This is a genomic window from Corallococcus terminator (assembly GCF_049194865.1).
Taxonomy (GTDB): domain Bacteria; phylum Myxococcota; class Myxococcia; order Myxococcales; family Myxococcaceae; genus Myxococcus; species Myxococcus terminator_A.
This window is the reverse complement of sequence record NZ_JBLZWL010000009.1, coordinates 126,622-142,299: the sequence shown is the minus strand read 5'-3', so window position 1 is coordinate 142,299 and position 15,678 is coordinate 126,622. Positions and strand designations below refer to the sequence as shown.

The window sequence follows — 15,678 nt, the reverse complement described above, 5'->3', positions numbered from 1 at the left end:
TCAAGTGGCCGCGCGGGACTTCAAGAAACTTGAGCAAGGAACTTGAAGCCCCTGCCTGGCGCGTCGGACGGGCGCGCCCGACGCCTCAGGACTCCTCGAGCTTGCGGAGGAACGTGGGGTAGGAGAGGCCCAGGGCCTTGGCCGCCTCCATCCGCCGGCCGTCCAGCCGCCCGAGGACATGCTTCACGTACAGGCGCTCCACCTCGTCGAGCGAGCGAGGGGCACCCGACACCACGAAGGCGTCCGGGTCCGTGGCGGACGGCCCCAGGGGGCCGCGCGGCTCCAGGGCCTGCAGCTCCAGCGCGGGACCGGGCTCGAGCACCAGCGCTCGCTCCAGCACATTGCGCAGCTCGCGCACGTTGCCCGGAAACGGGTAGCGCGCCAGGCGCGCCTTCGCGGCGGCGGAGAAGTCCACGGGCCTGCGCCCCAGCTCCGCGCACAGCTCCACCAGCAGCGACTCCGCCAGCGGCAACACGTCCTCGCGGCGCTGGCGCAGGGGCGGAATCTCCACGCGGAAGACGCTGAGGCGGAAGTAGAGGTCCTCGCGGAAGCGGTTCTCCGCCACCTCGCGCGTGAGGTCGCGGTTGGTGGCCGTCACCACACGGGCATTGCTCGTCAGCTCCGTCGTCCCTCCCAGCCGGCGAAAGGCGCCCTGGTCCAGGAAGGTGAGCAGCTTGGCCTGGAGGCTGAGCGGCAGCTCGCCAATCTCGTCGAGGAAGAGGATGCCGCCGTCGGCCACCTCCACCAGCCCGCGACGGGCCGCGCGCGCATCGGTGAAGGCGCCCCGCTCGTGGCCGAACAGCTCGCTCTCCACCAGCGCGGCGGGCAGCGCGGCGCAGTTGACGTGGACGAAGGGCCCCTGGTTGCCCTGCACGTTGTGCAGGTGCCGCGCGAGCACCTCCTTGCCCGCGCCCGTCTCGCCGGTGATGAGCACCGGGCTGCGGGGCGCGGTGGCGATGCGCTCAATCATCTGGAGCGCGGCCACCATCGCCGGCGCGCGCGGACGCAAGAGCCGGCGCCGGCCTCCCAGCTCGCTCTCCGCCTGACGCAGCCGCTCGTGGAGCTGGAGGTCCGCGGCGGCGCGGCGTGCGCGAAGCACGAGGTCGTCGAGCTCCACCGGCTTGGACAGGTAGTCGCGCGCGCCCTGCTTGATGGCGTCCACGGCGCTGGCGATGTCGCCGTGCGCCGTCACCATCATCACCGCCGTGTCGGGGAACTGCGCGCGCAGCTCTGGCAGCAGGTGGATGCCGTCTCCGTCCGGCAGGCGGCGGTCCAACACGACGACCTCGGGCGCCTGCCGGGCGAGCGCCGCGCGTGCGTCGTGGAGCGAGTGCGCCAGCGTCACCCGGAAGCCCTCGTGACGCAGCACGGTGGCGGCCAGCGAGGCGAAGGTCCGGTCGTCGTCCACAAACAGCAGATGGATGCTCATGTGGTGCGCTCCAGCGGCAGCCGCAGCGTGAAGAGGCTGCCCTGTGGACGGCGGGTATAGGTCAGGCTTCCACCATGCGCCTCCACCGACGTGCGCGCCATGGGCAATCCCAGGCCCACCCCTTTCGCGCGTCCGGTGGCGAAAGGCTCCCACAGCCGGGGCTCCAGCTGGGTGTCCACGCCGCCCGCGTTGTCCTCCACCACCAGCAGCGCCTCGTCGCCGTCCCGCGACAGCCGCACCGCCACCCAGGGAGCGGGCCTGAGGCCCGTGTCCTTCGCGACGGCGCCCGCCTCCACCGCGTTGCGCACCAGGTTGTCGATGGCCGAGACCAGGAGCGCCGCGTCACCCTGGACCGCCAGGTTCTCCTCCAGCGACGTGCGCAGCTCCACCTCCTCCGACTCCGGCAGCATGCGCACCGCCTGGAGCGCCTCCTCCACCAGCAGGTGCAGCTCGCAGCTGCGCCGCATCGCGGCACGAGGCGCGCCAAACGAGAGCAGCGAGCGCGCCAGGTGGCCCAGCCGCTCCACCTGGGAGCGCAGGCCCCGCACCGGCAGCTCGCTGCCCGCGGGCGTCGTGCGCAGCACCGACAGCGCGGCCTGGATGCCGTTGAGCGCGTTCTTCACCTCGTGGGCGATGAGCGCGGCGGCGGTGCCCAGCGCGGCCATCGTCTCCTGTCGGCGCAGCCGCTCCTCCGCGGCCAGCAGCGAGCGGTAGGAATGCCGCAGCAGGACAAGGAACAGGCCCAGGGTGCAGGTGAGCAGCGCGATGTGGAACGCGAGCTGACGCAGGAAGCGCGAGCGCAGCCCGGCCGTGGCCGACTCCTCGTCCTCGAGCACCACGAGCAACAGCTCGCTGCGCCCCACCCACGCCGCCGCGCCCATCATCCGGACGCCCTCCAGCATCAGCGGCCCCGGCGCCCGCGCCAGCGCGCGCAGCGCCCCGGAGAAGTCCTCCTGGTGGGACAAGGTCGACGACGGCAGGAGCAGCCGCCCGCGCGCATCCATCAGGAACAGCGCCGTCTCCTCCGTGGAGCGCGTGGGCAGCGCCTCCGTGCGCACCTCGCCGAGCAGCACCCCCTTGAGCTGGCCCTCCTTCATCATCGGAACGGCGACGACCAGCGGCCCACCCTCGCCCTCCAGCAAATCGATGGTCGGCGCCTTGCGCTCCACCATCCGCTGGAACCACGGGCGCCGGGTGATGGGGGACGCCCCCAGCGACATGCCGGGCGGATCGCTCCATACGCGCTCGCCTCGCGGGCCGAGCAGGGCCACGCCCTCCGAGAAGAGGGACGAGTGATAGAAGGCACTGTCGAGCAGCGCCTGCTCCGCGGGGGACGCCCCGTCCTCCGGGAAGAGCGTGGGGTGTCCCGCCACGCGCGCCAGCTCCGCCTCCAGCAGCAGCAGGTGGACACCCAGCGCGTCGGCCTGCACTCGCGCCTGGTTGGACAGGTGCCCGAGCAGTTCCTCGCGCGCGTTACCCACGTCCTCCAGGTAGCCGAGCACGGGGCTCGTCAGCGCAACGACGCCCACCAGGCCCAGGCCGAGCAGCGCCGAGCGGCCACCGCGCCGCTGCGTCTGCGCCAGCTCGCCCGGCGTGGGAATCAGCGTGGGCACCGGCAGCGTGCGCAGCGGTGAAGACGGTGGCGGCGGAGAGTGCGAGTCAGGCGGAGTCATGGGGGGCTCACCCCGCCGTTGTGGCACAGCCCCAAGGCGGGTGGGAACCAGAACACGCGGCGGAGCCTCGTTCCTCCGCGCGCTGGCTCCCTCCCCTTCCACTGGACGACGGCCCTACTCGATTTCGTCCTGGAGCCCCGTGCGCAGCGCGGACGGCGTCAGCGTCACCTGCTCCCCGCCACCACCGCGCATCCTGTCCAACACCTGCCGCGCCCGGTCCACCTTCACCTCGCCCTCCTGGACGAGCAGCGCGGCGATGGCCTCCACCCACTCCGGCGGCGCGCCGACGCTCGACGCCACCGTGCGCGCGTGCAGCGCCATGTGGCCGCGCTGGATGCCCACCGAACCCAGCGTGCGAATCGCCGCCAGGTTCTGCGCCAGCCCCACCGACGCGAAGATGCACGCCAGCTCCCGCGCGGAGGGATGTCCCAGCACCTTGAACGCGGCCTGGACGCCCGGATGCACCAGCAGCGAGCCCCCCACCGTGCCCAGCGCCAGCGGCAACTGGATTTCACCCAGCAGGTTGCCGGCCTCCCGGCGCCACACCGACAGCGGACCATATCGCGTCGAGCGGGCCGCATAGGCGTGCGCGCCCGCCTCGATGGCGCGCCAGTCCTGCCCGGTGGCGAGCGCCACCGCGTCGATGCCGTTCATGATGCCCTTGTTGTGCGTCGCGGCGCGGTACGGGTCCGCCAGCGCGAAGCGGCTCGCCTGGACGACGCCCTCGGCGATCTCCCCGCCGCTCAGCCCGAAGTCCGCCAGGGCCCGCTCCGGAATGGAGCAGCGGGCCCGGGCCAGCCGCCGGTCCGACAGGTTGGAGAGGATGCGCAGGTAGACCTTGCCGCCGGTGAGCTGCTCGATGCGGGGCGCCAGCCCCTCCATCATCGTGTTCACCAGATTGGCGCCCATGGCCTCCTGCGTGTCGACGTGCACGTGCACCACCAGCAGCGGCTCCATGCCGGGCCCCTCCGGTGGCGGCAGCAGCCGGACCTCCACATCCTTGGCACCGCCCCCGCGGCGCTCCAGGTTCGGGTGCAGGCCATTGGCCAGCGCCAGCAGCTCCGTGCGCGCCTCCAGGATGCGCGCCATGGCGAAGCTCGGCGGCCCGAAGCGGGTGACCTGGATCTGCCCGATCATCATCGACGGGTCCGCCTCCGCGACGAAGCCTCCCGCCGCGCCCACCAGCTTCGCGGCGAACGAGGCCGCGGCGATGATCGACGGCTCCTCCACCACCATGGGCACCGCGTAGTCCCGCCCGTTGACCTTCAAGTGCAGCCCCAGGCCCAGCGGCAGACTGAAGAGGCCCACGGCGTTCTCCACCATCGTCAGGGCCGCCTCCATGGACAGTCCCCGCTCCCCGGTGAGCCCTTCCAGCGTGTCCGTATCAAGCCCCAGCCCCAGGCCCAGACGCTCGCGACGCTCCTCCAACGACATACGGTGAAAGCCGGAAAATACCGACTGATTAGACTCATCCCCACGAGCACCCTGGGTATCCACCAGCTCCTCAGCCATCAATCACCTCACACCGAAACAATCCCTCTCAAATGAGTCATTGGCAACCCATGAGCAATATGACACATCCCCACCCCCCCATGACCGCTGTTGCCCCCTGAACACTTCCGGGGAACCGGGGTCATCCACCCCACGGAGGAATAGGACCCGGGTACAGCGAACATCGCCGTCTGGTACCTGGGGCGTCACACGCGCTGCCACTCATTCGCCACCCCTGAAAACAACCCAATCCCTCAACGAATCACAAGACAAGCCCGCACCCGGCGCCCGCAGCATTCAAATGTGTCTGACTTTTTCGGATGTCTTGGCGACATCTCGCCCGCAGCAGGCGCCAGGCCGTGCGCCGCCACACACCTTCTAGAAAAGCCGAAGGGCCTCTACAGGTAACGACGCGCCCCAGAAGCGCGACGTGCCCCGCGGTGGGTCACCGTTGTCACCTTCTCCCCAGTGCTCGCCCGCCCGCACGCGACCGCCAGCCTGGCCGCCGCTCGGCGCGCATCACACAATCGTTGCAAACGCGTCACCTGCATGAAAATCGAGACGCGCAGACTCCGGCCCGCCATGGCCCACGTCCTCATCGTCGACGACGAACCCGACCTCGCTCACCTCATCGACTTCAACCTGCGCGACGCGGGCTTCTCCACCCAGCTCGCCGCCACAGGCGAAACGGCGCTCGCCGCCGCTCGCGAGCACCCGCCGGAGCTGGTCCTGTTGGACCTGATGCTCCCCGACATGTCCGGCATCGATGTCTGCCGGCAGCTTCGCGCCGGAGCCCAGTCCCGCGAAATCCTCATCGTCATGCTCACCGCCAAGGGCGAGGAGACGGACCGCATCCGCGGCTTCGAGGTCGGCGCGGACGACTACGTCGTCAAGCCCTTCAGCGTCCGGGAGCTGGTGCTGCGCCTCAAGGCCATCCTCCGTCGCGGAGCCGCGCCCCAATCCCCCCAGGCCGCGCCCCTGGCCCTGGGCGCCCTCAAGCTGGACCTGTCCGCGCACCGCTTCTACGTCGAGGAGAAGGAGGTCCCCCTCACCGCGCTGGAGTTCCGCCTGCTGGGGCACCTCATGACGCGCACCGGCCGCGTCCAGACGCGCGAGCAGCTCCTGGAAGAGGTCTGGGGCCTGTCCTCCTCGCTGGAGACGCGCACCATCGACACCCACGTCATGCGCCTGCGCGACAAGCTGGGCCCCGCGCGCAACCTCCTGGAGACGGTGCGCGGCGTCGGCTACCGCATCGTGGACCCCACCCACTGACTTCGTGACACCGATGTCACACAACGGCCCTGAAACGGCCACGAGCGTTACCTAGAAGCCAGTTTCGTGACCCTCCCGAAACCCTCCTCCCCGATGCGTCAACTCGTCACCGCGGTCCTCACCCTCGCCCTGTGCCCGGCCCTCGCCCGGGCCCAGGAGCCCGCCGCGCCCACCACCGATGAGTCCTCCGCCCAGGCCCCTACTTCCGACAGCGCCACCGCGGAGGCACCTGCCGCCGACGCCGCGCCCGCCGACGCGGACCTGGATGAGCGCATGACGAACGCCGAGGGCAAGGTCGCCGCCCTGGAAGAGCAGAACGCCGAGACGAAGAACGACCTCTTCTCCCTCAAGAAGCTGAAGATCTCCGGCTACGTCCAGGCCCGCTACCAGTACCAGGAGAGCCTGGAGGACACCGGCACGGGCGGCTTCAGCCGCTTCGCCGTGCGCCGGGGCCGCATCAAGACGACCTACACCACGGACTGGGCCCAGATGATGCTGCAGATCGACGCGGTGCCCACCGCCCCGTTCGCCACCGTGCGCGACGCCGAGGCCACCCTCTTCATCCCCGGCACCCACCAGCAGCTCGGCCTCACCCTGGGCCAGATGAAGTGGCCCTTCGGCTACGAGGCCGTGCAGTCCTCCGCCGACCGCGAGATTCCCGAGCGCACCCGCGTCGTGCGCGCCTTCCTACCCGACGAGCGGGACCGGGGCGTCAAGTTCGCCGGCACCTTCCTCGAGGGGAAGGTCAACGTCGCCGCGGGCCTCTTCGACGGCGACGGCATCTTCAACCAGGGCTCCGTCGGTGTGGACAACGACAAGGAGAAGGACGTCATCGGCCGCGCCGGGTTCGACCTGGGCTGGCTGTCCGGAGGCGTCTCCGGCTGGTACGGCCACACCATCACCAAGGGCCCGGCGGACACCTTCCGCAAGGCGCACACGAGAGACCGCGTGGCGCTGGACGCGCAGCTCTACCTGGACGTCCTCCCCTGGGGCGCGACGGCCATCAAGGGCGAGTACATCACCGGCAGGTCGTACTGGAAGAGCTCCGGCGACGTGAAGGTGGAGCAGCCCGGCGTGCCCGCCAGCGGCTGGTACGGCCTGATTGTCCAGAACATCGGCGTGTCGGACGCCGTGGCCGTCCGCTACGACTTCTTCGACCCGGAGAATGGACGCAAGAACAGCACGTCCGAGGGACGTCCCGCGAGCACCAACTCGGTGGGCACCCTGGCCGTCGCCGTCGTCCACTACTTCGGGGAGAACCTCAAGGTCACCGCGGCGTACGAGATGCCCATGACGGCCCACCCGGACGACGCCAAGGACCCGCACGACAACCTCTTCACCTTCCAGATGCAGGCCCGCTACTAGGCCCTACCTTCCTTCAACACCACCACTTCGCTGGAGCTGAATCCGCCATGAAGGCAATTTTCGGTTCACTGGTCGTCGGGTTGCTGCTCGCCCTCCCGCTCTCCGCCCATGCGGGCAACGTCACCGTGAAGGGCTCGGACACCATGGTCATCCTCGGGCAGCGATGGGCCGAGGAGTTCATGAAGAAGGCGCCCGCCACCAAGGTGCAGGTCACCGGTGGCGGCTCCGGCGTGGGCCTGGCGGCGCTCCAGAACGGCACCACGGAGATCGCCATGTCCAGCCGTGAAATCAAGGACGCGGAGAAGCAGAAGCTGCGCGCCCGCTACAACACCACCGGCGTGGAAATCCCCGTGGCCAAGGACGGCGTCACCTTCTACGTCAACGAGAGCAACCCCCTGACGGCGCTCACCGTGGAGCAGCTCCGGGGCATCTACGTGGGAGACATCACCAACTGGAAGCAGCTGGGCGGCGCCGACGCGCCCATCATCATCTATTCGCGCGAGAACTCCTCCGGCACCTACGTCTTCGTCAAGGACCACGTCCTGGACGGAGATGACTACGCGGCCTCCGCCCAGACGCTGCCCGGCACCGCCGCGGTGGTGAACGCCGTGTCCAAGGAGAAGAACAGCATCGGCTATGGCGGCTCCGCGTACGCCAAGGGCATCAAGGAGCTGAAGATCAAGAAAGGCAACGAGGACATCGCCCCCACGGCGGAGAACATCAAGACGGGCAAGTACCCGCTGTCCCGAGACTTGTACTTCTACCTGCGCAACAAGCCCTCTGGTGACACCAAGACGTTCATCGACTTCGCCCTGTCCCCCGAAGGACAAGCTGTCGTCACGAAGGTCGGCTACTTCCCGGTGAAGTGAAGTCTCCCGTCACACGAATGTCACGAGAGGACCCGAGCCACTATGGATAGACAGGCCATCATGGAGCAGGGTCTCAGTCAGCCGCTCGTCGCACCGTTGCTGTCCCCGGCCGCGCGGCGGCGGCAACTGCGGGAGAAGGTCATCGCGGGGTTCATCACCCTGATGGCCTTCACCGGCATCGCGGCGCTCATCCTCATCATCATCTTCGTGGCCAAGGAGGCCCTCGCCCTCTTCACGGAAGCAGAGGCCCGGCACGAGGCCAGCCTCTCCAAGATGTTCCTGGCCCAGGACGTGGCGCCAGGGAGGCCGCCCTTCCGCTGGCAGCCGGTGTCGAAGGTGCCGAAGGTCAGCATGATTCCGCTGTTCGTCGGCACGCTGAAGACGACGTTGGTCTCCATGCTGGTGGCGGTGCCCCTGGGCGTGTTCGGCGCGCTGTTCGCCGCGGAGTTCGCGCCCCGCCGCCTGCGTGAGCTGCTCAAGCCCGTCATCGAGCTGCTCGCGGGCATCCCCTCCGTCGTCCTGGGCTTCTTCGCGCTGATGGTGATGTCCACGGTGGTGAAGGAGGCGCTCGGCTTCGACCGGCCGCTCAACGCCATGCTGGCGGGCCTGGGACTGGCGCTCGCCATCGTCCCCGTCATCTTCACCGTGTCGGAAGACGCGCTCACCGCGGTGCCTCGCAGCTACCGCGAGGCCTCCCTGGCCCTGGGCGCCACGCCCTGGGAGACCGCGTGGAAGGTGGTTCTCCCCGCCGCGGCGCCCGGCATCCTCGCCGCGTGTGTGCTCGGCTTCGGTCGGGCCATCGGCGAGACGATGATCGTCCTCATGGCCTCCGGCAACGCGGACGTCATCTCCTGGCGCCTGGGGGACTCGGCGCGCTCGCTGTCGGCGACCATCGCCGCGGAGATGGGTGAGGTGGTGGTGGGCAGCCCCCACTACTCGCTCCTGTTCTTCATCGGCGTGCAGCTCTTCATCTTCACCTTCGTGCTCAACCTGTTGGCCTCCACGTGGACCAGGCGGGTCATCCGCAAGCTGACGGGAGGTGCGGCATGACGCCTGGCACTCGCCGCGCCGTGGGCTTCGGGCTCACGTCGCTCACCGGCCTCGCGGCCTTCATCATCATCGCGATGCTGGCCATCATCCTCTTCAACGTCGTGGAGAACGGGGCGGGCGGCATCACCTGGACCTTCCTCTCCAAGCCGCCCGAGGATGGAATGATGGGCGGCGGCATCTTCCCCGCCATCTTCGGCACCGCCGCGCTCACGCTGCTGATGACCGTCGCGGTGATGCCGGTGGGCGTGCTGACGGCCGTGTACCTCCACGAGTACGCGCCTCCGAACTCGCTCTTCGCGCGCATCGTCCGCGTGGCGGTGGTGAACCTGGCGGGCGTGCCGTCCATCGTCTTCGGCCTGTTCGGCCTGGGCTTCTTCATCCTCTTCGTCGGCCAGGGCATGGACCGCGCGCTGGGCCACGAGGAGATGTACTGGGCGCAGCCGGGCATCCTCTGGGCCTCGCTGACGCTGGCGGTGCTCACGCTCCCCGTCGTCATCGTCTCTACCGAGGAGGCGCTGCGCGCGGTGCCCATGGACCACCGCACCGCGAGCCTGGCGCTGGGGGCCACCCAGTCCCAGACGCTGGGGCGCGTCGTCCTCCCGGGCGCGCTGCCGGGCATCCTCACCGGCGCGGTGCTCGCCATCTCCCGAGGCGCGGGCGAAGTGGCGCCCATCCTCTTCACCGGCGCGGCCTACTTCCTGCCGGACCTGCCCACCCACCTCAACTCGCAGTTCATGCACCTGGGCTACCACACGTATGTGATGGCCACCCAGTCACCGGACGTGGATGCCACGGGCCCGCTGCTCTACTCGACGGTGCTGGTGCTGCTGCTGCTGACGTTCGCCCTCAACCTCGTCGCGGTCGTCATCCGCACCCGCACGCGCCGCAAGGCCGCGGGCGCCCATTGACCTCACGGTACACGCCCTCCATGTCCCTCAATCCCAACGCCCCGCGCCCGAAGATGGAGGCGCGCGAGCTGACCCTGCGCTACGGCACGAAGGCTGCCATCCAGAAGGTCTCCCTGGCCATCCTGGACCGGCGCGTCACCGCCCTCATCGGCCCCTCCGGCTGCGGCAAGTCCACCTTCCTGCGCGCGCTCAACCGGATGAACGACTTGATTCCGGGCGCCAACCACTCGGGCACCATCCTCCTGGACGACACGGACATCCACGACCGCAGCGTGGACGTGGTGGACCTGCGCCGCCGCGTGGGCATGGTCTTCCAGAAGTCCAACCCGTTCCCCAAGAGCATCTTCGAGAACGTGGCCTACGGCCTGCGCGTGGGCGGCATGAAGGACAAGACGGCGCTGGAGCAGCGGGTGGAGAAGTCCCTGCGCGGCTCCGCCCTCTGGGACGAGGTGAAGGACCGGCTGCACGAGAGCGCCCTGGGCCTGTCCGGCGGCCAGCAGCAGCGGCTGTGCATCGCCCGGGCGATGGCGGTGGAGCCCCAGGTGTTGCTGATGGACGAGCCCGCCAGCGCGTTGGACCCCATCGCCACGGCGAAAATCGAGGAGCTCATCCACGAGCTGAAGTCGACGTACACCATCGCCATCGTCACCCACAACATGCAGCAGGCCGCGCGCGTGAGTGACAGGACGGCTTTCTTCTACATGGGCGAGCTGGTGGAATGCGGCGCCACGGAACAGATTTTCACCAACCCGCGTGAGAAGCGCACCGAGGACTACGTCACCGGGAAGTTCGGGTGAGCGAAGAGAAGGGATTGGCGGCGATGGCGTTGACTCACACGGACAAGGCGTTCGAGCAGGACCTGAGGGACTTGCGCGAGAAGCTGCTCGCGATGGGCGCGAAGGTGGAGGGCCTCATCGCCCAGAGCATGCGCGCCCTCACGGACCGCGACAGCGCGCTGGCGGAGAAGGTCGTCGCCGCGGACAAGGACGTCAACCGGCTGGAAGTTGAAATCGACGAGCTGTGCCGCCGCATCCTCGCGCTGCGACAGCCCGCCGCCAGTGACTTGCGCCTCATCACCACGGCGCTCAAGATTGTCACGGACCTGGAGCGCATCGGCGACTTGACGGTCAACATCGCCGAGCGCGCCATCGACCTCAACCAGGCCCCCCCGCTGGCGCCCTACGTGGACACGCCCCGGCTGGCGGAGCTGGCCCAGCGCCAGGTGAAGCGCTCCCTGGACGCCTTCGTCTCCGGCGACGTGGCGAAGGCCGAGGAGGTGCTCCAGGGCGATGACCTGCTGGATGCGCTCTTCCTCAAGATCTTCAACGAGCTGCTGGCGTACATGATGGAGGACTCGAAGAACATCCGCCGCGCCACCGCGCTGATGTTCATCGCCAAGCACCTGGAGCGCATCGGCGACCACGCGATGAACGTGGCGGAGATGGTCGTCTACATGGTGCGGGGCAAGGACATCCGCCACCCGCGCAGCCGCAACCTGGGCGACTAGGCCCGGCCGCTTCACGGCGCTGTCACGTCGAATTGGCCCCGGCGCCGCGAGCGCTCCGCGGGCCCGACGCGCAAGCCCCCTAGCGTGGAACCCAGGTCGCGCGATGACCGCGCGCCTCCCTGGGACTGCCCGCGCATGTCGCTTGCTTCCGCCCTCCTCCTCTTCGCCGCCTGCTTCGGCCTCACCGCGCTCGTCATCCAGTACGTGCTCGTGCTCCGCCACCGCCGGCAGCGCCCCGGCGCCATGCCTCCGGACGCGGCGTGGCCGGGCATCTCCATCCTCAAGCCCTTGTGCGGCGCGGATGACGACCTGGAGACCAACCTGAAGCACTTCGCCCACCTGGACTACCCCGGCGAGTACGAGGTGGTGCTGGGGGTGAAGGACACCCGGGACGCGGCCTACGCGGTGGCGCTGGAGGCGGTGCGCCGCTGGCCCGGCGTCATGCGGCTGGAGCTGCAGGAGGGCGCCCCGGGGCTGAATCCGAAAGTGAACCAGCTCATCACCCTGGCGGACCGGGCCCGGTTCGACCTCTTCGTCATCAGCGACAGCAACACGCGCGTGGGCCCCGGCTACCTGGAGGAGATCGCCGCCAGCTTCGCGGACCCCGCGGTGGGCTGCGTGACGCACCCGGTGGCGGGCATTGGCGAGCGCAGCTTCGGTTCGCTGTTGGACAACCTCCACCTGACGTCCAGCGCGGCGGCGGGGATGATTGGCGCCAAGCGCTGCGCGGACCAGGACATCGTCGTGGGCAAGTCCATGGCGCTGCGCCGCGAGGACGTCCAGGCGCTGGGCGGCTTCTACTCGGTGCGGGACGTGCTCGCGGAGGACTACGTCATCGGCCAGTGGGTGACGCGCAAGCTGGGCCGGCGCGTCGTCGTCGCGTGCGCCCCTGTCTACAACGTGTCGCTCGGCAAGAGCGTGCGCGCCTTCTTCCAGCGCTACCTGCGCTGGAGCGTCATCCACCGGACGGCCGTCGCGCCGCCCACCTATCTCGCGCAGGCCCTGCTCAACCCGATTCCGCTGGCCCTGCTGGGCGTGCTCGCCAGCCCCACCCTGGAGGCGGTGAGGGTGGCGACGGTGGTCGTCCTCGGCAAGGTGTTGGTGGACCTGGCGGTGTTTCGCGCACTGCGACCGCAGTCGGTGTCGTGGCGCGCCGCGCCAGCGGTGCTCGCAAAGGACCTGCTGCTCTTCGCCGCGTGGTGGCACGGCGCGTTCTTCCGCACGGTGGACTGGCGCGGCACGCGCCTGCGCGTGGGCCCTGGCACCCGGCTGTTGCCGCCTCGCGCGGCGGTGTCCACGGTGAACAACACCCTCCCCCCTGGGGACGAGTGGGTCGCCGGGTGATGCACATCTGTTTCATCGCGCTTGCCACGGATTCACCGCACCGACGTGAAGGCGCCGCGAGGGATGCCTACCATGCTTCGCATGCCCCTTCGGACGTTGGCCCACCTTTCAGATCTCCATCTGGATCTGAGCCCCGCCAGTGATGCCTCCGCGCAAGCGCTGCTCTGTGCCGTCCAGGCCAGCCGCGCGGACCACGTGGTGCTGACGGGGGACCTGACGCACCAGGGCTCGCGCGAGGAGTACCGTCGGTTCCTCGACATCTTCGCGCCGCTGTTGGACACCGGACGGCTCACCTTCATCCCCGGCAACCATGACCGCCCCGGCGAGGACGTGGGCGGCGCGTGGATGGACGGCCTGAAGGTCCGCACGGTGGAGCGCCCCGGCGTGTACTTCGTGTGCGTGGACTCCACGGGCGAGCACAACCGCAACTACTTCGCGAGCCACGGTGAGCTGTCGCTCGAGACGGTGGAGCAGGTGGAGGCCGCGCTCGACGCCGCGCCGCGCGATGCGCTGGTGGCGGTGCTGGTGCATCACCACGTGCTGCCGCTGCCCGAGGAGAGCTTCCCGGAGCGGCTGGCCACGCGCATGGGCTGGCCCCACGCCTCGGAGTTGTCGCTGGGCGCGGAGCTGGTGACGCGGGTGCAGGGACGGTGTGATTTGGTGCTGCACGGCCACCGTCACCAGCCCGGCCAGACAGTGCTGGACACGGCGCAAGGGCGGCCGTTGCGCGTCTTCAACGCGGGCAGCTCCACGGACCTGGGACGCTTCCGGCTGTTCCAACACTCGGACGGCCGCCTGCTCGGTGAGCCACAGTGGTGCCACTCGACGCAGCCCGAGCGGCCCCGGACGGCGGGGCACAATGTGCGACCCGCGCTGCAGTATCTGGTGACCCAGCTGGGCATGGCCCTGTTCTGAGGTCGCCTCCCTGCTCTCCAGGCAGGGGCCATTTCTCTCGCGGAAGCGAATGTCGAGGGTGCGCAGGGAGGTTCTTTCCGTGTCGGGGAGGATGCTTGGCGCGACTGGACACGGATGAAGAAAGCGCGAGACGGGTACTCGTCGTCGATGACGACGCGGACTGGAGGGAGTTCCTCCGGCTCAGCCTGGAAGATCTGGGTTATGAAGCCACGGAGGCGGCCGACGGACACGAGGCCCTGGAGAGCCTCCGGCGTGGAGAGCGTTACGAGGTCATGCTCCTGGACCTCAACATGCCGGGCATGAGCGGCCTGGAAGTGGTGGCGCGGCTTCCTCGCGGCCACCTGCCCCGCGTCGTATTCCTCACGTCGGCGGCGGCCCAGGACGTGGGCGACGCCCTGCTGTCAGGCCCCCACTACTACCTGCCCAAGGGCGCCAGCCAGGATCAACTGTCTCTCCTCTTGCAGTCACTTGGTGAGTGAGCGGCCGGGCATCCAGGGATACGGTAGAGGGCTCCTGATAGGAGGGCCATCATCGTCTCAGAGCTGCTCATCATCTTGTTGCTCGTCCTGGCCAATGGCGTGTTCGCCGGGGCGGAGCTCGCGGTCATCTCCCTGCGCCGCACGCGGCTGAAGGAGCTGGTGGACCAGGGCAGTGGCTCCGCGAAGGCGGTGGAGGCGCTGCGTCAGGACCCGGAGCGCTTCCTCGCGACGGTGCAGATTGGAATCACGGTGATCGGCGCCACGGCGGCGGCCTTCGGTGGCGCGAGCATCGCGACCCGGCTGGCGCCGCTCCTGGCGAGCTTCGGCCTGCCGGCGGAGACGGCGGACGAGGTCGCGCTGGCGGGCGTCGTCGTCATCGTGTCGTACCTCTCCCTGGTGCTGGGCGAGCTGGTGCCCAAGTCCCTCGCGCTGCGGGCCGGAGAGCGCTACGCGCTGCTCATCGGCCGTCCGCTGAACGGGCTGTCGTGGGTGATGCGGCCGGTGGTGTGGTTCCTCACCGCCAGCTCCAACGTGGTGCTGCGGCTGTTCGGCGACAGGACGAACTTCAGCGAGAGCCGTCTGTCCGCGGAGGAGCTGCAGGCGCTGGTGGAGGAGGCCGCGAAGCAGGGCTCGTTGGACCCTCGCGCGGGTGAAATCGCCGCGCGGGCGTTCGAGATGGGCGACCTGACGGTGGGCGAGCTGATGGTGACGCGCGAGCAGATCGTCGCGCTGCGCCGCCACGCGAACGCGGAGGAGATTCGCCAGACGCTGCTGGAGCACGGGCACTCGCGGATGCCGGTGTTCGAGGGGACGCTGGACAACATCGTCGGCTACGTCATCGCCAAGGACCTGCTCGGCGTGGCGTGGGAGGGGCACCTCATCGTCCTGGAGGACGTGGTGAGGCCGGCCTTCTTCCTCGTGGAGACGATGCGGGCCATGGACGCGCTGAAGGAGCTGCAGCGGCGGCGCATGCAGTTGGCCATCATCGTGGACGAGCGCGGCGGCGTGGTGGGCCTCGTGACGGTGGAGGACATGGTGGAGGAACTGGTGGGCGACATCCTCAGCGAGTCGGAGATGCCCGAGGAGCTGGTGCTGCGCGAGAGCCCCTTGGCGGCCGTCGTCCAGGGCAGCGCGGCCATCCGGGACCTCAACCGCGAGCTGGGGTTGGACCTGGCCGAGGACGACGACTACTCCACGGTGGCGGGGCTGACCATCGCGCTGGCGGGCGGCGCGATTCCGGAGCCCGGCACCAAGCTCCAGACGAAGAACGGGCTGGAGCTGGAGGTCCTGGAGGCGACGCCCCGGCGCGTGCGCTCGGTGCGCATCCACCTGCCGGCGCCCAAGCCCGAGGAGTCCTGAGCTGGCGGCGCGAGGGG

The 15,678-nt window shown here is 69.5% G+C and carries 14 protein-coding genes; 11 read left to right on the top strand and 3 right to left on the bottom strand.

Going from position 1 to position 15,678, the window contains the following annotated elements:
- Positions 1–85: 85 nt before the first annotated feature.
- From ACN469_RS06445 to ACN469_RS06435, 3 genes are all read right to left on the bottom strand, one after another.
- A complete protein-coding gene (locus ACN469_RS06445; RefSeq protein WP_498765188.1) occupies positions 86–1,429 on the bottom strand; it encodes a sigma-54-dependent transcriptional regulator in 1,344 nt (447 codons plus the stop codon).
- Positions 1,426–3,102 (bottom strand): sensor histidine kinase, encoded by a 1,677-nt coding sequence (locus ACN469_RS06440; protein ID WP_498765186.1) that lies wholly within the window; start codon positions 3,100–3,102, stop codon positions 1,426–1,428. Before ACN469_RS06440 ends, ACN469_RS06445 begins: the two co-directional genes overlap by 4 nt.
- A gap of 114 nt (positions 3,103–3,216) precedes the next feature.
- A complete protein-coding gene (locus ACN469_RS06435; protein ID WP_498765184.1) occupies positions 3,217–4,614 on the bottom strand; it encodes a hydroxymethylglutaryl-CoA reductase, degradative in 1,398 nt (465 codons plus the stop codon).
- A gap of 561 nt (positions 4,615–5,175) precedes the next feature.
- Between ACN469_RS06435 and ACN469_RS06430 the strand changes: the two genes are divergently transcribed.
- From ACN469_RS06430 to ACN469_RS06380, 11 genes are all read left to right on the top strand, one after another.
- A complete protein-coding gene (locus ACN469_RS06430) occupies positions 5,176–5,865 on the top strand; it encodes a response regulator (RefSeq protein WP_498765353.1) in 690 nt (229 codons plus the stop codon).
- Between the two features lie 93 nt (positions 5,866–5,958).
- Entirely contained in the window at positions 5,959–7,230 is a 1,272-nt protein-coding gene (locus ACN469_RS06425) for a porin (protein ID WP_498765182.1), read from the top strand.
- A gap of 47 nt (positions 7,231–7,277) precedes the next feature.
- A complete protein-coding gene (locus tag ACN469_RS06420) occupies positions 7,278–8,099 on the top strand; it encodes a phosphate ABC transporter substrate-binding protein (RefSeq protein WP_498765180.1) in 822 nt (273 codons plus the stop codon).
- A gap of 60 nt (positions 8,100–8,159) precedes the next feature.
- Positions 8,160–9,149 carry a phosphate ABC transporter permease subunit PstC gene (pstC, locus tag ACN469_RS06415; RefSeq protein WP_498765178.1) on the top strand — a complete coding sequence of 330 codons (990 nt, stop codon included), beginning with the start codon at positions 8,160–8,162 and terminating at the stop codon, positions 9,147–9,149.
- Positions 9,146–10,057, top strand: coding sequence for a phosphate ABC transporter permease PstA (gene pstA, locus ACN469_RS06410; RefSeq protein ID WP_498765176.1), 912 nt, complete (start codon positions 9,146–9,148; stop codon positions 10,055–10,057). The genes pstC and pstA overlap by 4 nt, the downstream gene beginning before the upstream one ends.
- Before the next feature lie 53 nt (positions 10,058–10,110).
- Positions 10,111–10,854, top strand: a complete 744-nt coding sequence (gene pstB, locus ACN469_RS06405) for a phosphate ABC transporter ATP-binding protein PstB (RefSeq protein ID WP_498765351.1) — start codon at positions 10,111–10,113, stop codon at positions 10,852–10,854.
- 23 nt (positions 10,855–10,877) lie between these two features.
- A complete protein-coding gene (gene phoU, locus ACN469_RS06400) occupies positions 10,878–11,564 on the top strand; it encodes a phosphate signaling complex protein PhoU (RefSeq protein WP_498765349.1) in 687 nt (228 codons plus the stop codon).
- 135 nt (positions 11,565–11,699) lie between these two features.
- Positions 11,700–12,908: a glycosyltransferase gene (locus tag ACN469_RS06395; protein WP_498765174.1), complete on the top strand. Its 1,209-nt coding sequence runs from the start codon at positions 11,700–11,702 to the stop codon at positions 12,906–12,908.
- 72 nt (positions 12,909–12,980) lie between these two features.
- The gene (locus tag ACN469_RS06390) at positions 12,981–13,823 is read left to right on the top strand and encodes a metallophosphoesterase family protein (RefSeq protein WP_498765172.1); all 843 of its coding nucleotides are present in this window, start codon (positions 12,981–12,983) and stop codon (positions 13,821–13,823) included.
- Between the two features lie 95 nt (positions 13,824–13,918).
- Positions 13,919–14,302 carry a response regulator gene (locus tag ACN469_RS06385; protein ID WP_498765170.1) on the top strand — a complete coding sequence of 128 codons (384 nt, stop codon included), beginning with the start codon at positions 13,919–13,921 and terminating at the stop codon, positions 14,300–14,302.
- 78 nt (positions 14,303–14,380) lie between these two features.
- Positions 14,381–15,661 carry a hemolysin family protein gene (locus tag ACN469_RS06380; RefSeq protein ID WP_498765347.1) on the top strand — a complete coding sequence of 427 codons (1,281 nt, stop codon included), beginning with the start codon at positions 14,381–14,383 and terminating at the stop codon, positions 15,659–15,661.
- Positions 15,662–15,678: the final 17 nt, after the last annotated feature.